Source organism: Photobacterium kishitanii, from assembly GCF_003026355.1.
Taxonomy (GTDB): Bacteria; Pseudomonadota; Gammaproteobacteria; order Enterobacterales; family Vibrionaceae; genus Photobacterium; species Photobacterium kishitanii.
In genome coordinates this window covers 1-19,750 of record NZ_PYON01000004.1, presented here as the reverse complement: position 1 = coordinate 19,750, position 19,750 = coordinate 1, and the positions used below count along the sequence as shown (strand labels likewise).

Annotated in this window: 17 protein-coding genes; 4 read left to right on the top strand and 13 right to left on the bottom strand. The window is 35.7% G+C overall.

Annotated elements, in window-relative coordinates; genetic code table 11:
• Positions 1–216: 216 nt before the first annotated feature.
• Entirely contained in the window at positions 217–1,431 is a 1,215-nt protein-coding gene (gene fabB, locus C0W29_RS05940; protein ID WP_036793670.1) for a beta-ketoacyl-ACP synthase I, read from the bottom strand.
• Positions 1,432–1,827: 396 nt separating this feature from the next.
• On the opposite strand from fabB, the gene mnmC reads away from it, so the two are divergent.
• Positions 1,828–3,963, top strand: a complete 2,136-nt coding sequence (gene mnmC / locus C0W29_RS05935) for a bifunctional tRNA (5-methylaminomethyl-2-thiouridine)(34)-methyltransferase MnmC2/FAD-dependent 5-carboxymethylaminomethyl-2-thiouridine(34) oxidoreductase MnmC1 (protein WP_045045411.1) — start codon at positions 1,828–1,830, stop codon at positions 3,961–3,963.
• Between the two features lie 155 nt (positions 3,964–4,118).
• Here mnmC and C0W29_RS05930 read toward each other — a convergent pair whose 3' ends face one another.
• On the bottom strand, positions 4,119–5,486 hold the full coding sequence (locus tag C0W29_RS05930; RefSeq protein ID WP_107174174.1) for an MBL fold metallo-hydrolase: 1,368 nt from the start codon (positions 5,484–5,486) through the stop codon (positions 4,119–4,121).
• Positions 5,487–5,716: 230 nt separating this feature from the next.
• On the opposite strand from C0W29_RS05930, the gene C0W29_RS05925 reads away from it, so the two are divergent.
• Positions 5,717–6,583, top strand: a complete 867-nt coding sequence (locus C0W29_RS05925) for a lipase family protein (RefSeq protein WP_045045410.1) — start codon at positions 5,717–5,719, stop codon at positions 6,581–6,583.
• Complete coding sequence (locus tag C0W29_RS05920; protein ID WP_045045409.1) at positions 6,580–7,194, top strand: N-acetylmuramoyl-L-alanine amidase; 615 nt, start codon at positions 6,580–6,582, stop codon at positions 7,192–7,194. Before C0W29_RS05925 ends, C0W29_RS05920 begins: the two co-directional genes overlap by 4 nt.
• Before the next feature lie 125 nt (positions 7,195–7,319).
• Here C0W29_RS05920 and wecA read toward each other — a convergent pair whose 3' ends face one another.
• Complete coding sequence (gene wecA / locus C0W29_RS05915; RefSeq protein WP_045045408.1) at positions 7,320–8,393, bottom strand: UDP-N-acetylglucosamine--undecaprenyl-phosphate N-acetylglucosaminephosphotransferase; 1,074 nt, start codon at positions 8,391–8,393, stop codon at positions 7,320–7,322.
• Positions 8,394–9,685: 1,292 nt separating this feature from the next.
• Here wecA and C0W29_RS05910 point away from each other — a divergent pair.
• Complete coding sequence (locus C0W29_RS05910) at positions 9,686–9,961, top strand: hypothetical protein (protein WP_045045407.1); 276 nt, start codon at positions 9,686–9,688, stop codon at positions 9,959–9,961.
• Between the two features lie 205 nt (positions 9,962–10,166).
• Here C0W29_RS05910 and galU read toward each other — a convergent pair whose 3' ends face one another.
• The 10 genes from galU to C0W29_RS05860 all read right to left on the bottom strand — a co-directional run.
• Positions 10,167–11,081 (bottom strand): UTP--glucose-1-phosphate uridylyltransferase GalU, encoded by a 915-nt coding sequence (gene galU, locus C0W29_RS05905; protein WP_045045406.1) that lies wholly within the window; start codon positions 11,079–11,081, stop codon positions 10,167–10,169.
• Positions 11,081–11,863, bottom strand: coding sequence for a glycosyltransferase (locus C0W29_RS05900; RefSeq protein ID WP_045045405.1), 783 nt, complete (start codon positions 11,861–11,863; stop codon positions 11,081–11,083). Before C0W29_RS05900 ends, galU begins: the two co-directional genes overlap by 1 nt.
• Before the next feature lie 122 nt (positions 11,864–11,985).
• A complete protein-coding gene (gene rfbC / locus C0W29_RS05895; RefSeq protein ID WP_045045404.1) occupies positions 11,986–12,531 on the bottom strand; it encodes a dTDP-4-dehydrorhamnose 3,5-epimerase in 546 nt (181 codons plus the stop codon).
• Between the two features lie 20 nt (positions 12,532–12,551).
• Positions 12,552–13,445 (bottom strand): dTDP-4-dehydrorhamnose reductase, encoded by an 894-nt coding sequence (gene rfbD, locus C0W29_RS05890; RefSeq protein ID WP_181318123.1) that lies wholly within the window; start codon positions 13,443–13,445, stop codon positions 12,552–12,554.
• A 13-nt stretch (positions 13,446–13,458) separates the two neighbouring features.
• Positions 13,459–14,337 carry a glucose-1-phosphate thymidylyltransferase RfbA gene (gene rfbA / locus C0W29_RS05885; RefSeq protein WP_045045402.1) on the bottom strand — a complete coding sequence of 293 codons (879 nt, stop codon included), beginning with the start codon at positions 14,335–14,337 and terminating at the stop codon, positions 13,459–13,461.
• 78 nt (positions 14,338–14,415) lie between these two features.
• The gene (rffG, locus tag C0W29_RS05880; RefSeq protein WP_045045401.1) at positions 14,416–15,474 is read right to left on the bottom strand and encodes a dTDP-glucose 4,6-dehydratase; all 1,059 of its coding nucleotides are present in this window, start codon (positions 15,472–15,474) and stop codon (positions 14,416–14,418) included.
• 16 nt (positions 15,475–15,490) lie between these two features.
• Entirely contained in the window at positions 15,491–16,558 is a 1,068-nt protein-coding gene (locus C0W29_RS05875) for a glycosyltransferase (RefSeq protein ID WP_045045400.1), read from the bottom strand.
• On the bottom strand, positions 16,545–17,612 hold the full coding sequence (locus tag C0W29_RS05870; protein WP_107174172.1) for a glycosyltransferase: 1,068 nt from the start codon (positions 17,610–17,612) through the stop codon (positions 16,545–16,547). The genes C0W29_RS05875 and C0W29_RS05870 overlap by 14 nt, the downstream gene beginning before the upstream one ends.
• A 1-nt stretch (position 17,613) precedes the next feature.
• Positions 17,614–18,801, bottom strand: coding sequence for a hypothetical protein (locus C0W29_RS05865; RefSeq protein ID WP_045045399.1), 1,188 nt, complete (start codon positions 18,799–18,801; stop codon positions 17,614–17,616).
• Positions 18,788–19,750, bottom strand: a 963-nt coding sequence (locus tag C0W29_RS05860; RefSeq protein ID WP_208019739.1) for an MATE family efflux transporter, incomplete at its 5' end; no start/stop codon positions are given. The genes C0W29_RS05860 and C0W29_RS05865, both read right to left, overlap by 14 nt.

Below are 19,750 nucleotides of genomic sequence, written 5' to 3'. Positions count from 1 at the left end.
CATGCTGAGCCCTAAAGACACAGTGAAATCAATGACTCTACAACACGTAGGAGTAGATTCCCTATCTCGCTCGTCCCTCGCTGTAGGGAATGGCGGCGGAAGCTTACAAATAACCACAAAAAAAGCGATAGGCTCTCACCTATCGCTTTCTATTACGCAGTGGACTTTCAGGCGCGAAATCTCGTTACTCGAAACCTCGCCCCTGCTCTTCCTCAATTACGCTTCGTATTTCTTAATCACTAGCGTTGCGTTAGTGCCACCGAAACCAAAGCTGTTAGACATAACAGTCTTAAGTTCAACATCACGCTTCTCAGTCACGATATCAAGGCCTTTAGCTGCTTCATCAAGGTTATCAATGTTGATACTTGGCGCAACAAAACCGTGCTCTAGCATTAATGTTGAGTAGATAGCTTCGTGAACACCAGCGGCACCTAGAGCGTGACCTGTCATCGCTTTAGTTGCAGAAATTGCTGGGCAGTTTTCGCTGAATAGTTCTTGAATAGCACCAAGCTCTTTCACGTCACCTACAGGAGTCGATGTGCCGTGGGTGTTGATGTAGTCAACTGGACCATCAAGATCTTTCATTGCCATCTTCATACAACGCACTGCGCCTTCACCTGATGGTGCTACCATGTCGTAGCCGTCAGATGTTGCGCCATAACCTACGATCTCACCGTAAATTTTTGCGCCACGTGCTAATGCATGCTCAAGTTCTTCAACCACAACCATGCCGCCGCCACCAGAGATAACGAAACCGTCACGGTTAGCATCATATGTACGTGATGCTTTTGATGGATCATCATTGTACTTAGTAGACAATGCACCCATAGCATCAAACATCATGGTTAGTGACCAATCAAGCTCTTCACCGCCACCAGCAAAAACAACATCTTGCTTGCCTAGTTGAATAAGTTCAACTGCGTGACCGATACAGTGTGCTGAAGTCGCACATGCAGAACTCATGGTGTAGTTAACACCGCGAATTTTAAATGGTGTCGCTAAACATGCAGAAACTGTTGAAGACATAGTACGCGGTACCATGTAAGGACCAACACGCTTAACGCCTTTTTCACGCAATGTATCGACTGCATGATATTGGTTATATGATGACGCACCACCAGAACCAGCAACTAAACCAGTACGCTCATTTGATACTTGGTCTTCTGCTAGACCAGAATCGGCAACCGCTTGCTCCATTGATAGGTAAGCAAACGCAGCAGCATCACCCATGAAACGCATTTTCTTACGATCAATATGCTCAGAAGGATTGATTTTTAGATCACCCCAAACATTTGAACGCAATTTCATTTCTGCGAATTGCTCAGAGTAATTGATACCTGATTTACCTGTTTTTAGGGATTCTAATACTTCAGCAACGTTGTTACCGATACTAGATACAATACCCATGCCTGTAATTACGGCTCGTTTCATGATGAATTCCTACTGATATTAATGGAAATACCTACCCATTTTATAGAACAACCAAGGCTCAATTTCAATGGCTAGAATACGTCCCAAACGGCTTTAAAATCTGCGCTCACATCCACTCTTCGTTTGCTATAGCGAACGAAAACACGCGATATTAAAGATGTTTGGGCCGACATTAGTGCTTAATCTAACCCTTTTATTAAGAAAAAAACAAAAAAGTTAACAATTATTTAGTACGAGAACTATAACGGCTTTGTTCCTGAAAAGTGGTCAGCTTTCCTGTATTTCAGGTACAATCGAGTAAAAATCACCATACAATCGCATTTAAAGCTCACAATTGCTGCATTATCATGCATAAAGTGGTGGCAAAATGCTCAGCAGCTAAGCAAGAGGTTCGTTTTGTCTCGTCCAACTCCCGTAAAGTCTACTCCACGGATTGAAAATGCCGTCCTTGATTGGAACAACGTCGGCTGCCCATTATCCCATGACTTTAATGATATTTACTTCTCAAATGACAATGGACTGGAAGAAACACATTATGTGTTCATCAAACAAAATGGTCTGCCTGAACGCTGGCATGACTTTAATCGACGTCGATTTGTCGTTGCTGAAACCGGTTTTGGTACCGGACTTAACTTTCTAACACTATGGCAAACGTTTAAAGCTTTCCGCGAGCAACACCCGTATGCAGCGACCAAAGAATTACACTATATTAGCTTTGAAAAATATCCGCTGACCAAACAAGATCTCATCAAAGCCCATCTCGCTTGGCCAGAACTGGCTGAACTCACAGAAAAGCTGCACGCGCATTATCCTCCTGCTGTTGCTGATTGTCACCGTATTGTGCTTGAAGATGGCATGATCACTCTTGATCTATGGTTTGGCGATATTCACGAATGTATGCCTCAGGTCTGGGTTGGCAATAACGGTATTGTTGACGCATGGTTTTTAGATGGCTTTGCACCTAAAAAAAATCCCGAAATGTGGAGTCAGGACCTATTTAATGGCATGGCTAATATGGCACGACCCGAGTGTAGTATTACCACATTTACTGCCGCTGGGTTTGTACGCCGAGGCTTAAGTGATGCAGGCTTTGATATCAAAAAAGCCAAAGGGTTTGGTGTCAAACGTCATATGACCGTAGGCACAATAACCAATCGCCACCCGCAAGCTAATTTTAAACCATGGTTTGCGCGTAGCCCACAGCAAACACAGAAAAGCGATATTGCAATTATTGGCGGCGGTGTCGCTTCGGCCACTACCGCACTTGCGCTGATCCGTCGTGGTCAATCGGTAAGCTTATATTGTGCTGATAGCGAATTAGCACAAGGAGCATCAGGTAATCGTCAAGGAGCGGTATATCCACTGCTTAATGGTAAACATGATCCACTATCACGCTTTTTCGGCCCTGGCTTTATTTATGCACGCCAATTTGTCGAACAAGCTGCACAACAATGCCAGTTCGATCATGATTGGTGTGGCGTTACCCAATTAGCATGGGATGAAAATGGTAAAAACCTTACCGAAGCCGAAAAACAACTCGCACTTGCAACCAATGATAAAAAGCTCGGTCGTCAGACTAAGAAGCTAGATTGCATACTAAGTGGTGGTTTTCCTGAAGAACTAGTTCGCGCGTTAGATATCGAACAAACGCGTGCAATAACAGGTGTTGAAACCGATTGTCGCAGTATTAACTACCCACTTGGTGGTTGGCTATGCCCACAACAGTTAACTCAAGCATTAATAGAATCAGCCGTTAACACAGGCAAGCTCAGCTTACACCTCAATAGTGACGTCACTGAACTTGAACAAATTAAATCGAATGATAACAGCGACCAATGGCAATTAACCTTCGCTGACGGCACAGCGGTAAATCACACTACCGTTGTCGTTGCCAGTGGTCATCGCTTTAATCATTATCCACAAACAGCACCGATCCCAACCTCTTCCGTACGGGGTCAAGTAAGCCATGTACCAACCAATGATACATTAGCAGAACTTGAAACAGTGTTATGTTATGACGGTTATCTAACCCCTGCCAACATTCATACTGAAAGCCATTGTGTAGGCGCCAGCTATGCTCGTCGTAATTGCGATCTTGATTACAATGAGGCGGATCAACAGCAAAATAAACAACGTTTACTTGATAGCGTCCCAGCCACTGCCTCATGGATAGATGCGATTGATGTTGACGAGTTTGATCCCCAGCAACGTGCTCGTGTCGGTGTCCGTTGTGCTAGCCGTGATCATTTACCCTTTGTCGGTAATGTCTGTCGCTATGATGAGTTAATTAAGCAGTATCAGGATCTAAAAGATAACCAGCTTTATGCTCAAAATGTGCCTGTCTATAAAAACTTATTTGCGATTGTCGGTTTAGGCTCACGCGGATTAAGTTCAGCGCCACTATTAGGCGAATTACTGGCTTCACAAATTTGTGGCGATCCACTGCCACTGCCACACACTGTACTTGATGCCCTCCACCCCGGACGGATGTGGGTAAGGAAATTAGTGCGCGGCAAAGAGCTGAAGTCATAAGCTATCGAGGAGCGAGGAAAAAGCAGGAACGAGGAAGATCTGAGTTAAAGATGGCGAGTTTCGAGAGATTTAGTTTCGAGACTCGCAATTCCCCTATTCTTCCCTATCTTTTTCTCCCCCTCGCTACTCGTAACCTCCCACCTCGAGACTCGCCCTTACTCACTCGCCGCGACTATAATCTCAGCTTCTGGCTTTACCTTTCGTAACTCTTTCGCCAATGCTGTTTGCGCTTCAAGATCACCATGCACGACTTTAATTACCTTTGGCCCTTGCTCTATATCAGCCACAAAACTGACTAAATCTTGCTGTGCTGCATGGGCTGAATAACCTGATAATTGATGGATCTGCGCTGCGACATCAATGACTTGATCATCAATTTTAATCACTTTTTCCCCATCAACTAATGCCCGTCCAGTTGTACCTTGCGCTTGATAACCAGCAAAAATCACATCAGTGCGTTTATCGGCTAATAACGCTTTTAAATAATTAACCACTCGCCCACCGGAGCACATACCACTGGCTGCAACAATAATTGCAGGTTCACCAGTGTGTTGAAGTCGATTAACCAATTCAATATGATCAGCATGATTATCAATAGTAATACATTGATCAAATGCTAATGGATGACGTCCCATATAACGCCGTTGCTTAGCTTCTTTTGCCCATAGCTCATGAAAATAACGATATTGCTCAGTCACCTTTTGTGCCAATGGCGAATCAAGTATCACCGGTAAACTTTGCCAAATCCGCTTGCTCGATTCATTAGGATCAACATCAGCTTCGGAGATAATATTTTCAAGATCAAACAGTAATTCTTGGGTTCGACCAACGCTAAAGGCCGGAAGAATAATTGCGCCACCATCTTGTAAAGAACGCTCAATAATTTGCTTTAATACTTGCTGTCGCTGCTTAAATTGATGCTGTGGTTTATCGCCGTAAGTACTCTCGATAACCAAGGTATGAGCAATTGTCGGGGCTATGGGATCCGTTAATAATGGCGTATCTTTAGGCCCAAGATCACCACTAAAAACCACAATTTCATTCGTTGGCAATTGAATTTCAATATAAGCTGACCCCAGAATATGCCCTGCGGGTCGAAAGCGAATTTTAATTAACTCCCCCGTTGGCAATACTATTTGAGCCCAACAATCATAGGGCACAGGACGAATTCGCTGATAAATTAAAGCCAACGCTTTTTGACATTGTTTACTATTTAATCCTAACTGAATTTTAAGCCCATCTTCCAACATTAACGGTACCAATGCGGCAGTTGCTTCAGTGGCATAAATAGGCCCTGCAAAACCCGCAGCAAGTAGCCACGGCAACCGCCCGATGTGGTCGATATGGCTGTGAGTCAGTAATAATGCAGCAATATTGTTAATATCAAACTCAATATCTAACGTCTCACGCGTTTCTTTTCCCTGAAATAAACCACAATCAATTAATAAGCTATTTTTACCGACGATAAGCTCATGACATGATCCTGTTACTCCTGTTTTTGCACCGTGATGAACAATATTCACTGCTACCTCCTCTGCCAAGAATTAATAAGCCACCTATAATGACAGCCCACTAATATTGTTAGAAATATTAACAGGTAGAACGGGAAAACATTCGCTTTTACGCGCTTAATGTAATGTAACGGCCACTAAGTAATTATTAATGGATCACAAAAAAACACCTTTAAATATACAACTGCACACATAGTAAATTTAATAGCACTCTAATAATCTATCAAGAGAGCTTACCCATTATGTATCCGATCATTATTGCGATTCATGGCAGAGGCAATAAACTGCCAACCACCACCTTGAGTGCCCTGTGGCAGCAAGCACTGAAACACGGCTTACAATGCTACAACCAGTCACAATTACATCCGCAAATTGATTTTAAGATGGCCTATTATGCTGATCATTTTTATCAACAACCATTAGTCCTGTCAGCAGCAACAAAAACCGCTATTCGACATATTTACTCCGTTAAACAATTACCGCCTCAACATCATCAGCAGCTATTACTCTCCACCAGCACGCCTCGTTGGGGAACTAAAATCGCAGAATGGATAGAGGATAAATTAAGCGTGTTCTCTTTTGTTGCGAAGCCATTGTTAAAATCACTACTGCCCGATATTCACCACTATTTTCATGATGCAAACTATCAACATGCCGTCGAACAGCCATTAGTAAAACTCCTTAATCAATATCAGCATCGACCAATTATTTTACTCAGTCACTCAATGGGAACAGTGATCGCTTATAATGTCCTGCATCAACTTAGTCGCCAAACCACACCGCCACAAATTAGTACTTGGTTTACGTTTGGATCTCCTCTTGGCCTTACTAGCGTTAAAGGTTTTTTACCAAAGATAACCCAACAACCAAGTGTTAAAGCGTTAGCAACTCCTGATTGTGTTACCGAGCAGTGGATCAATGTCAGCGATAAGCGTGATATCGTGTGTATCGATCATGATTTAAGTGATGATTACCTTGCTAACCGCCATAAAATAAAACCCAAAGATTGTTATATCACTAACGATTACCCCGGTAATTCACATAAGTCTTACGGTTACTTATGGAGCCATGTTATCGCTAAATACGGCATTCCAAAGGTGACGCTATGAAGCCATTAATTTTATTAGATCCAGGCCATGGCGGTATTATTAATAATATCTACCAAACACCCGGCAAGCGCTCACCAATATGGTCCAATGGTAGCCAATTATTTGAAGGGGAATTTAATCGTGCAATTACCCAAGGAATCAGCCAAGTATTAACTCTACATGGGATTGAAAATAAAATTATCGTACCTGAACGAGAAGATATAAGCCTTCAAACCCGCGTCAATCGCGCTAATCATTTAGCGTTTCAATATCCAAATCATCGCTGTGTATTAATTTCAGTGCATGCCAATGCTGGCGGTGGTAGCGGCTTTGAAATTTATACTAGTCGTGGTCAAACTCACAGTGACATTATTGCTGATCATCTCACTCGCGCTTTTAGGCACGAATTTCCTAATAAACCTCTGCGCAGTGATTATAGTGATGGCGACAGCGATAAAGAATGCAACTTTTATATACTTCGTAAAACCAAAATGGCAGCAGTATTAACCGAAAACTTTTTTATGGATAATGAAATCGAATGTTGCTTGATTTTAATGCAACCCCAAGGCCGTCAAAAGATCATTGATTATCATGTGCAAGGGATTTTAGCATGGGTGCAGGGAGAAAAATAAGGGGTGAGAGAAATAGGTAAACAAGGAAAAGCAGCAAGATCAACAGCAGTATCAAGATAAAGCATTCACGGTTAGCGATGCTTTTTTCTTGATACGTTTTATTATTACTCTACTTTGGCAAATAATTACGCTTCGTGTACTGTTGGTATACCGAACAAACGTTTAACGGCGGCAGTAATACGCCAAATATGGTTAATCATCATAAAGTAACCACCAAACATCACTAAGAAAGCGATAAACATGGTTGATTCTTTCACCCCAAGTCTTTCACACCAAATACCAATCGCTGCGCAACAGATAGCCAAGACACAAATAACCACTAACGTCATTCGTGAAGATAAACCAATTCGTTGACAAATATGGTGTAAGTGCTCGCGATCGGGCTTGAACGGTGATTGGCCTTTGCGTACGCGGCGAATCATAATCGTCGCCATATCCATTAATGGAATAGCAATCAGCCACAATGCTGTCACCGGTTGAAATGCAACGACATCCGCTTCTTGAGTACCACGAACGAGTAACCACACCACGGTAAAGCCAATAAATACACTGCCCGCATCACCCATAAAGACTTTAAACCGACGTCCAAAAGGTAATCCTAGATTAAGCATAATATACGGCAGCATTGCTGCGACTAATAAACCACAAAACAGAGCTAAATCTGGATTGCCATTAGTATAAAATACATAACCCATTGCTGTGAACGTTACTGAAGCTAATCCCCCCAGTAATCCATCAATACCATCAACCATATTAAAGGCGTTGATTGCCCCAATAAACGCAACTACAGTGACAATGCCACCAATGAATGGCGATAACTGTAAGGTTTCACTGCCCATTAAGTAACCAAGATTATCTAATGAATGACCGCCGACACTGATGATAGCCAATGCGATCCCTGCCTGTACCACCAACCGTATCTTAAAGCTAATATCAAGGTAATCATCAATCACCCCTACCGCCAATAAAATTAAACCACAGCCGAGATAAAGTAAAAGAGTGACGTTAACAGGTAAAAACAATAACGCGGCAATAGCAAAAGCAATAAAGACGGCAATCCCCCCTACTAAAGGTATAACGCCCTGATGGTGTTTACGTGCATTGGGCTTATCGACTAAGCCAACTTTTTTTGCAACCTTACGCATAATGAATAAGCTTACAAATGACAGCACAAAAACAAAGATATATGAATATTCCATAATTAAATACGTACCTGTAATTTAAAGAATAGTTCGTTATCAATTAAAGCAAAGATATTCATTTAAATGATAACCTTGTAATTAACTTACTAACGGAAACTACACCCACAATATTACACAGCAATTAATTGCTAAAGGAATAAACGCTCAAAATAAAAGAAAGCAGAACATTTAAGATAAATTAATCATAATAAATAATAAATACAATTCAAAATAAAATTAAAACCTTATTATTCAATCTATTACAACAATTTTATTCATACAAGAGATAGCAACACACAATCAACATGAATATATTAAAAATACAAATATTATCAGCAACGCAAATAATAACAATATTATATATAATAGTTAAACATACAATACAGAATATATTTAGTAACGCTATTAAAATAACAACGATAAAAAAGCCGCAACCATTCAATTAAGATATGTATTGCAGCTTAATTCTAATTATATATTCGAGTAGTACCGTTACTATTATTCCATTATCAATGATTAGATATTGTGGAATAGCGGCTATTTTTTTGTTTTTATAGACTCGGTACTGTAATCATATTCACCACGGCGATCTTCACAACGTATCTGCTTTGCTTGCTTATCATACGCATCAAGTTTGCTTATCCACGCCTTAAATTTTTTAAACAGTTGCATACTACTTCACTCTTAAATATATAAATATTCTGAGCAGCCCCCTGCTCTGTTTATTGAGTATATGTAGAATATCAATTGCAATCCATAAAAATAATTCACATAGAGCATGCTTAAGATGGAAAACATACACCTAGAACATATTTCAGCAAAAATAAAGATTTAATATAAATTATTTTTATACTTACTGCTTTAATGATTATCTTATGAGTCAAAAAGGGAACGAGGAGTTAGTTAGCGAGGGCTAGATTTTAGGAACTAGGAAAAGCTAAACCTCGTCATTCCCTACTGCGAGGTTACGAGCAAGATAGGAAATCTACTGTCCGTGTGCTGTAGAGTCCTTGTTATTAACTCTTGCCTAATACTTTGTCACTCATACCTTATTTTGGCATAACCAAGCTCCTCGAAGCCTCATTCCCACCCCCTACAAGTATTAATATGCAACCAAGAACTTATGAAGTTCAAAATATGCCAAAAAAATCTTTAATTATTATTCGTAAGGATAATTATTTTGATCAACATCTAAAAATATGATGATTTACATTGACGAATATATGCTGCTAAAATATAAGTTTTCATTATATTAGCTGGTTGATGTATTGATACCTTACTTTATTGCTTGATAACAAAAGACAACATTTATGAAACCTATTAAATATTTACTATCAATGCTAAATAACAAAAAACAAAACGAAATAAAATTTATTGAGTACACATGGAATGAAGTTCTCAATATGTCACCAGAAACTGATATTGTTATAAAATGGAACTATGAAAGTAGTGATGCAGCGCCTGAATTAAGAACAGCTGGTGAAATTCAAGCGATGGTTAAAGAGTATGACGAGAATCAACAATACGGCTATCAGACCTTCGCAACATGCTATCACAAAGATAGTTTTCAACTACTATCTCAATAAATAGTAATAAAGAAAAAACCATTTACAGCCTACTATTTCAGTAGGCTTATGATGCCAGATAGCGCTTGATAAACGTAAATAGTTTTATAAACCATTAAAACACAAAAAGCCAGAATCTCCCCATTTCTGTAAACGGTTCAATACTGACTTTTATTTAAGAAAATATAAACTCAGGCGTTAGCTTTATCGGCAAATGGCATTAAATCTAAGAATCAGCAAACGATGCTTCATTCAATGATTTAATATAAGTAGAGAAAGCTTCACCTAATACCTTATCGCGCATTGCATAGACAACAAAAGCTTTAGCATAACCTAACTTGTCACCACAGTCATGAGATTGACCACTCATATGAAATGCTTCTACAGTTTCATCTTGCATTAGCATATCAATTGCATCAGTCAGTTGGATCTCATCACCCGCTCCTGGTGGTGTCATCGCTAGCTTATCCCAAATGTTATGAGATAAAACATAACGACCGACCACTGCAAGGTTTGATGGTGCATCCTCAACCGCAGGCTTTTCAACCATACGTATCATTGGGCAAGACTCACCTGCTTTAAGCTCAGTACCGTTGCAATCAACTACACCATACTTAGATACATCACTCATTGGCACCGGCTCAACCATAATTTGGCTAGCCCCTGTTTGCTCAAAACGTGCAATCATTGCAGCTAGGTTTTCTGTACGTTGATCTGCGGTGTATTCATCTAGAATCACGTCGGGTAACACAACTACAAACGGCTCATCACCAACGAGTGGTTTCGCACACAACACTGCATGACCTAACCCTTTCGCTTGGCCTTGACGCACATGCATAATCGTCACGTCTTTCGGACAAATCGCTTTCACTTCATCTAACAACTGACGTTTAACACGCGCTTCTAAGGTTGCTTCTAATTCAAACGAGGTATCAAAGTGATTTTCAATGGCGTTTTTAGAAGAATGGGTCACCAACACAATTTCTTTAATACCCGCATTCACACACTCATTAACGATATATTGAATTAAAGGTTTATCAACGATTGGTAGCATTTCTTTTGGAATAGCTTTTGTTGCAGGTAACATACGCGTGCCAAGACCAGCTACGGGGATAACTGCTTTTTTTATTTTGTTATTCATTATCTATCTATCAAACTAGAGGAGGAAGTAGTTAAACCTTTTTTAGTAAGTAAAAATCTAAACACACTACTTATATGCCAATATAAATGTTTAGAAAAGAACTTTCTATTTTCATGCTTTGCATAGTGTAATGCTTTTATTTGAGGGTAATAGACGACAGGGTATCCTTGTTTATTACTTCGATAGCAAATATCTATGTCTTCACAATACATAAAATATCTCTCATCAAAGCCTTCTAGACTTTTATACCTTTGCACTAGAAATGCTAAAAACGAACCAGCAGCCCAGTCAACAGTCGTTGTATCACTAATAGTACTCTTGTCTATAATCGCTGTATTACCAAACCCTAAAAAAGATCTTATAAATTGATGGAGTTTTGGGAAATCTCTTAATGAACAATCATAAATAGTATGATCTTTATCCCTAAAAAGATTAATACAGCTCATATGTGTTTTATTTGTTTTCATTAAAGACACTAATTCATAAATAAAATTACTATCCATTAAGACATCTGGATTAAATACAATAAACAAATCATCGTCTTTCATATTTAAGTTATTGATACAATATGAAAAAACATAGTTATTATTATGACCAAACCCAAGCCCGTAATCACTATCAATCCAATGAACATTATTACATAAATTTAATTCTTTGAAGTCATCACCTTGCTTATTACTTTTTATTATAATATTAAAATCATCAGATAATGACTTAAGGCAACCCAATTTATTTATTATTTTATCGTGTCCATGAGAAACAACTGAAATATATACATCCATAACTATACCAATAAGTTCATGTAGAAAGATTATTTTGCAAGGATTTATTTAACAAATATAGGAATAAAGGGAATAAAACACTTCTAAAAGTTAATTTTTAATGAGTAAAGATGTTATTACTATTACAATCCTTTTATTTTTTTGAATTTAGCACCCTTTACATCTTTATCAGATAATACTGGCATATCAATTAATGGCCATTCAATTCCAATATCTGAATCGCTCCATAAAATAGAGTTTTCTGCTTTTGGGTTATAATAATCTGTACATTTATAAACAAACTCAGCTTCATCACTGGTCACATAGAAACCATGAGCAAAACCTTCAGGTACCCATAACTGACGTTTATTTTCAGCAGAAAGATAAACACCGACCCATTTACCAAATGTTGGAGAATCCTTTCGAATATCTACAGCAACATCGAATACTTCACCAGACACTACACGTACTAATTTACCTTGCGTATTTTCAGTTTGGTAATGTAGACCACGAAGAATACCTTTTTTGGATTTGGAATGATTATCTTGTACAAATTGAGTAGGCTTACCAGTAACTAATTCTTCAAATTTATTATGATTCCAAGTTTCCATAAAGAAACCACGTTCATCACCAAATACTGTTGGTTCAATAATTTTCACATCAGGAATTTCTGTGTCTATAACGTTCATTATTTTTCTCTAATTCAGTATTAAGCATAATCACTTAGATGATTTAATGCTGATTGCCAATCACTTGCTGGAATATTAAATACTGTTGTTATTTTTTTTGTATTCAATTTTGAATTGGCTGGACGTTTCGCAGGCGTAGGATATTGTTCAGTTTTAATCCTCTTTACGTCAGGAGATTTTACTAAAACCTTTTGTTCCATTGCTTTATCAAAGATAACTTGAGCGAATTCGCACCAATTTACATGTGGCATACCAGAGAAATGATAAATACCATAATTATCATTATTAAATTCATTTTTTAAATTAGTGATAGCTTTGGCTATTTTAATTAATGCCGCGGCAATATCCCCCGCATAAGTTGGCCCACCAAACTGGTCAGCAACAATGCCTAATGAATCTCTTTGCTGTGCTAAACGAAGCATGGTTTTTACAAAGTTATTACCGTCTTCACCAAAAACCCAAGCAGTTCGTAAAATAATGTGGCGAGAGCAAGCATTGATAACGGCTTTTTCACCCGCTAATTTACTTTCACCATACACACCTTGCGGGTTAACAGTATCAAATTCGCTGTATAAGCCCTCTTTATCACCCGCAAAAACATAATCTGTCGATATATGTAATATTACAGCGCTAACTCGCTCGGCGGCTTGGGCTAAATATAAAGGGCCATCTCGATTTATAGCATAAGATAATTTAACTTCATCTTCTGCTTTATCTACTGCTGTATGGGCTGCCGCGTTAATAATAATATTTGGCATAAAATCATTAACGGTATTTATTACTTCTTGTTCAGAAGTAATATCAAGTTCATTTCTATCAACCGCTAAAAATTCAATCTCAGGACAAGATTGTAGCTGTTTTACTAAACAGCTACCTACTTGACCACTGCTACCTGTAATTAATACTTTCACAATGTTTATTCACTTATTATTTATTTTCAGAAACAATGCGCATTAAATACTGACCGTATTCATTTTTCATCATCGGTTCAGCCAACAATTGTACTTGTTCTGTCGTTAACCAATCATTACGCCATGAAATTTCTTCTAAGCAAGCAACTTTTAAGCCTTGAATATTTTGTACGGTTTCAACAAATGATGCTGCCTGTTGCAAGCTCTCATGAGTCCCCGTATCAAGCCATGCAAAACCACGACCTAATAGCTCGACATTCAATGAACCATCATTTAAGTACATTTCATTAAGCGTGGTAATTTCAAGCTCACCACGGTGTGACGGTTTAACTTGTTTTGCCATTTCAACAACACGATTGTCATAGAAATATAACCCTGTTACTGCATAATTTGACTTCGGTTGTTGCGGTTTTTCTTCAATAGAAATAGCTTTCATATTGTTATCAAATTCAACCACACCAAATCTTTCTGGATCATGTACTTGATAACCAAAAACAGTAGCAACACCTTGTGATGTTAACTCTTTAGCATGATTCAGCTGTTGTCCAAATGATTGACCATAAAAAATATTATCGCCAAGTACTAAACAAACACTGTCATCACCAATAAACTCTTCACCAATAATAAATGCCTGTGCTAAACCATCCGGAGAAGGTTGAATCGCATACTCAAGATTAATACCAAAGTCGCTACCATCACCTAATAGACGTTGAAAACTTTGGTTATCTTCTGGAGTAGTAATAATCAGAATATCTTTAATGCCCGCTAACATTAATGTAGATAACGGGTAAAAAATCATTGGCTTGTCGTAAATAGGCAGTAACTGTTTAGATACACCACGCGTAATAGGGTAAAGACGCGTACCTGAACCACCCGCTAAAATAATGCCTTTCATAAATAAGAATCCGAGGTTATATATCGGGTTGGAAAATAAATACTCAACCCGAAATCAAAAAAGAAAGATGTGGATAAATTAGTTACCTAAACGCTCACGGTTATATGAGCCATCTAATACTCGGCTCCACCATTTTTGATTAGCTAAATACCATTCAACAGTTTTACGAATACCTGATTCAAACGTTTCTGCAGGTTTCCAGCCAAGTTCACGTGCAATTTTAGAAGCATCAATCGCATAACGGACATCATGCCCTGGGCGATCTGTTACGTAAGTAATTAAGTTTTGGTATTCTGTTACGCCTTGCGGTTTATTCGGCACTAACTCTTCAAGCAATTCACAAATTGTTTTTACTACTTCAATATTGGCTTTTTCATTATGGCCGCCAATATTATAGGTTTCACCTATCTCACCTTTGGTAACAACGGTATAAAGCGCAGAGGCGTGATCTTCAACATATAGCCAATCTCGAATTTGCATGCCATCACCGTAAACAGGTAATGCTTTACCATCTAAGGCATTGAGAATAATTAACGGAATCAGTTTTTCAGGGAAATGGTACGGACCATAATTATTTGAACAGTTAGTTACAATAGTTGGTAAACCGTAAGTACGTAGCCATGCTCGCACTAAATGATCGCTTGATGCTTTTGATGCTGAATACGGGCTAGATGGCTCATACGATGTTGTTTCAGTAAATAAGTCATCGGTACCTTCCAAATCACCATATACTTCATCTGTTGAAATATGGTGGAAACGAAATGCCGTCTTACGAGTATCATCTAATTGATTCCAGTAAGCGCGGGTTGCTTCTAGGATGGTATAAGTGCCAACGATATTGGTTTCAATAAATGCCGCAGGGCCATCGATTGAACGGTCAACATGACTTTCAGCGGCCAAGTGCATTACTGCATCTGGTTGATGCTCAGCAAAAACACGATCTAACTCAGCGCGATCACAAATATCAACTTGCTCAAAACAATAACGATCAGATGAATGAATTTCAGTTAACGATTCAAGATTACCAGCGTACGTTAATTTATCGACATTAATAATACTATCTTGAGTATTATTAATAATATGACGAACAACAGCAGAACCAATAAAACCCGCACCACCTGTAATTAGAATTTTCATATAATATTTCTCTATATCATTTCAAAGAAAAAGAATAGTTGCTATAGCTAGATTCCCATAAACTAAAATCAGAAACATTAATATTGAATGAATTCAATTTATCTTCTAATTTTCTAAAGGTATCTTCATTAATCACATCAGAAATAATCAACCCAGAATTATTAGCTTCTACTAAATTTGACATTGGAACTATTTCATTAAATATTATTGGCGTTTTAAATGCTAAATGTTCATAATATTTATTAGGGCATGCATATCTATGTAGAAAAACATCAGGAGAATAGAAAGCCCAACAGAAATCAATATTTGAGTATAAAAAACCTAATTGCGTTGAGTCATATGAACCATAAAAATAAACATTCTCATTTTCATTTGATAAATCTGTTATAGCTGATTCTAGCTCTCCTCTCCCTGCTATATAAATAATAAAATCATTTTTATCTTTAAAATAACTTATTAACTCTAATATTCCTCGAGTTGAATCTAAAGAACCAAAATAACCAATAACTTTTTTATCTATATTAAATTCCTTTTTAAATCTACAGTAATCTTTGCTAAGAACAGGAACATTTTCACAAATATAATATCTATTAATGGAACTTATATTAACATTAATCTTGTCATGATAATATTTAACTCTTGACTCACCAGGAAGAATAACATTATTACTATTTTTAAGAATAAAATACTCAATATAATCAAAAATAACATTAAAATAAGCATGCCTAAATTTTGTTTGGCTAATAGGATCAACTATATCTAAATAAACCTTCGAACGTCCAAATAGTGAACCTATTTTAATTGGTATATAAGTATCTATATCCATACAGATAGCATGAGTATTTTTATTTAATTTTAAAACAGAAAAAACAAAAAGATAAAATAAATAAAATGGGTAAGTAATAAACAGCCTAAAATCTTTCCTTCCCATTTTTATTTTATCAATACCATTACGTTTATCAACGTAATTATCTTCCCAGCAATTAAAAACCACATCACCTAAATAATCTTTATATCTTTTTGTTCTGGAATCACGTTCTAAAGGTAAAGATCGAAAAATAACATATTTTCTATTCTGTTCCATAACTATCCACATACCTATCTGACATTATTTTTAAAGAGTATTCTTTTTCATATATCTCACGAATATTATCTTTTGAAAAATTATCAACATTATCGATTATACTTTTCATGCTCTTATATAATTCTATGCTATTTGGTTTACATATATATCCGATGTCTTTTGTTACTACATCAGAAATACAACCAACATCTGTTGATACAATAGGGATACCATAACCAATAGACTCAAGAATGGTCAAAGGTAACCCTTCATAATCAGACGCGAGAACAAAACAATTATATCTAGGGTATTCTTGACTGAGATCAACTCTATTGACATATAATGATACTGGAATATTTTTTATATCTTCCTTAAACCTTTGAAATTCAATATCATTTTCATTGACAGAACAATAAATAGATAAAGATGTATTATAACCATCATCTAGTAGCTTCTTAAATGATTTCAATAATCGATTAAAATTCTTTTGTTTATCGAAGCGCCCCACAGATATGAAAGAAAAAACTTCTTTATTGTGACTTACATAATTACTATTTATACATTCTCTATTAATACAAACACCATTCGGTATTATCATATCAGGTTCAAATCCATAGTAATCTATAAAACTATTTACTAATTTCTGTCCTAAAATAACAGTTTTAACCTTTTTATACCTAAATAAAAAGCTATTAATATATTTTCTGATGCCTTGTGTTTCTTTACTTGGCTCATTATGTATAGTATGAATAAATTTTATTTTTAAGAAAATTATTGCAATCGCTGCATAAAAAAAACTAATTCCATGAGTATGGACTACATCATAATTATTTCTTCTTATAAATAAAAATAATTTTAGCATATCAATTATAAACCATTTCTTATTTTTCTTGGGTATAACATTATAATTAATTGCGTTATTTAATTTAATCCTATTAACATCCAGTAACATACTCCCTTGGGATAAAACATTAACATCTAATATTAAATTATTGGCCTGCTCATTTAAAAGACCAATACAAACATTTTCGACACCGCCAATTCCCAAAGATGGAACAATATGAAGAATTTTCATATCATTTTCCTTTTATTCTAGATAATAGATACAAAATAAATATCATTAAAAAATTGAAATTTGAATATATAAATTGTGATTTTAAAGAGAATAAAAAAACCACAGAATAATAAAACAATGAAAATATAAATAGCTTTTTTGTCTTAGTAGTAATCGTATTCTTCAACGTAATTAAATAAAGGTACAAAATACTACATATGTATCCACCAAGTTGAAATAAACCACCAGAGGTCAATAACCTCATATATCCTGAATCACTAGGAAATAATGCCTTTGAAAAATACTGGCTATTATCCATACTAAAAATACCATATCCAATAATATTATGGTAAACATCTGAAAAAAAGAATAAATGTCGACGGAATGTACTATCTGATGATTGAGACAATGATTTCCCATCAATAAAATTAAGTATTGGTTCAGAAATCCATTTAAAATAATTAGGAAAAAATTGACTCATGTAAAACATTGCAGTAACTAAACAAACAAAGATAGATACTAAAAAAATAAATTTATATATTATTTTTTTCTTATAAAACTCAAAATAAACAAAAGGAATTAAAACAATAAAACTACTTCTACCTGAAATTAGACCGCCACACACAAGTACGATTTTATTAACTATAGAACTTTTATTGCTAAAAAATGTTAATATTACAGCTGATATACAAAAAATAATCCCATTATCGGCATAAAGAAAACCATTTGCTCCATTACTTCTAATCAATACTTCCGATAACGTATATTGTCCTAAGTTTATCGCAGAAGTATTTTGTACAACCATGAACCAAACATTTTTAAATCCAGGCAAAAGAATCTGTAAAAGTATAATAACAACATGAACAAGAGAAGAATAGGAAACAATAATAAGTGAATTATATCCTTTATATTTCAAGACTAAATAATGTGCAATAATAACTGCAGTTATCATTCTAAAAAGTACAACTGCGTATGAATTTATATTTTGATGCCAAATAAAAACAAGAAATGAAATTAAAATAACCAAGAAAGAAAACATAATTATTTTTTCATCTAAATAAAACCTCCTTTTAACTAAAAAATAAACACTTATAAAATATAATGCTGATAAAATTTGTGAGTTTACACCTAGTACTATTATTGGCTCGATAAATAAGAATACTATTACAAGATCAATTAATAGACCGAAGCTAAATTTATTTTTTTTCATTTAAATATCTAATACAAGTTATTGGTGAACAAAAAGAATGTATTTTAAACTTATAATATAAATATAGTGATAGTATAGCTTTCCAAAACACACTAATAAATCCAGTTAAGTAAACCGCACCATAAAAACCGAAATTATTTATAAAAACAGGATATAATAAAGTTGATAATAAAACAAAAATAAGCATTACATATAATACAAACTTATGCTGCCCTATAATTGATAATATTACACCTGATATTCCCAATAGCATATTTACAGCACTGAAAATCATTAACACTATTGTCACATGAAATATTTCACTCGTTTCATAGCCAAAAAAAGATATAAGAAAATCACCAAAAAAATAGAACCCTAATAAAGAAAAAGAGATTATACTAAATACAAAATATGTCATAACAGAGCAATCTAAATTTATATTTTGAATTTTGTTTTTTTTATACAATTCTGAAATTTTAGGTGTTACTATCGATATTACAACTGAATTAATCATAAAAAGCATTAAATTAAATCGCATAGCAATAGTATAAATTGATATATATTTAGGTGATAATAATCTCTCAATATAAAATATATCAATAAATTTCAAATAACTTTGAGATATACCAATTACTGATAATATAGCCCCTAGCCATAAATAGTGTTTAGATTTTTTCAATGAGATATATTTAATTATCTTGAAATTACATCGTTTTCTCAATTGATAGATATAATACAAAAAAGGAACTAAATATGATACTAAGTTAAATAATAAGATATCTTCTATATTAATTTCAGAATAATAATATATAACACATAAAATAAAAGTAAAAACCAATCTGTTCAGAAAAGAGTCTAAATACACACCTCTGATTATTTCTCCAGCAGCTTTAAAATAAGAGGAAACAATAGAGTTCAGTGAGGAAATAAATATCAATAAAAATATTATAACTCCAATACTGATATCTAA

What these genes read in the sequence shown, in the direction of transcription:
- fabB (WP_036793670.1), bottom strand. Translation starts at nt 1,431, where the DNA reads ATGAAACGAGCCGTAATTACAGGCATGGGTATTGTATCTAGTATCGGT.
- C0W29_RS05925 (WP_045045410.1), top strand. Translation starts at nt 5,717, where the DNA reads ATGTATCCGATCATTATTGCGATTCATGGCAGAGGCAATAAACTGCCA.
- C0W29_RS05920 (WP_045045409.1), top strand. Translation starts at nt 6,580, where the DNA reads ATGAAGCCATTAATTTTATTAGATCCAGGCCATGGCGGTATTATTAAT.
- wecA (WP_045045408.1), bottom strand. Translation starts at nt 8,393, where the DNA reads ATGGAATATTCATATATCTTTGTTTTTGTGCTGTCATTTGTAAGCTTA.
- C0W29_RS05910 (WP_045045407.1), top strand. Translation starts at nt 9,686, where the DNA reads ATGAAACCTATTAAATATTTACTATCAATGCTAAATAACAAAAAACAA.
- galU (WP_045045406.1), bottom strand. Translation starts at nt 11,081, where the DNA reads ATGAATAACAAAATAAAAAAAGCAGTTATCCCCGTAGCTGGTCTTGGC.
- C0W29_RS05900 (WP_045045405.1), bottom strand. Translation starts at nt 11,863, where the DNA reads ATGGATGTATATATTTCAGTTGTTTCTCATGGACACGATAAAATAATA.
- rfbC (WP_045045404.1), bottom strand. Translation starts at nt 12,531, where the DNA reads ATGAACGTTATAGACACAGAAATTCCTGATGTGAAAATTATTGAACCA.
- rfbA (WP_045045402.1), bottom strand. Translation starts at nt 14,337, where the DNA reads ATGAAAGGCATTATTTTAGCGGGTGGTTCAGGTACGCGTCTTTACCCT.
- rffG (WP_045045401.1), bottom strand. Translation starts at nt 15,474, where the DNA reads ATGAAAATTCTAATTACAGGTGGTGCGGGTTTTATTGGTTCTGCTGTT.
- C0W29_RS05875 (WP_045045400.1), bottom strand. Translation starts at nt 16,558, where the DNA reads ATGGAACAGAATAGAAAATATGTTATTTTTCGATCTTTACCTTTAGAA.
- C0W29_RS05870 (WP_107174172.1), bottom strand. Translation starts at nt 17,612, where the DNA reads ATGAAAATTCTTCATATTGTTCCATCTTTGGGAATTGGCGGTGTCGAA.
- C0W29_RS05865 (WP_045045399.1), bottom strand. Translation starts at nt 18,801, where the DNA reads ATGAAAAAAAATAAATTTAGCTTCGGTCTATTAATTGATCTTGTAATA.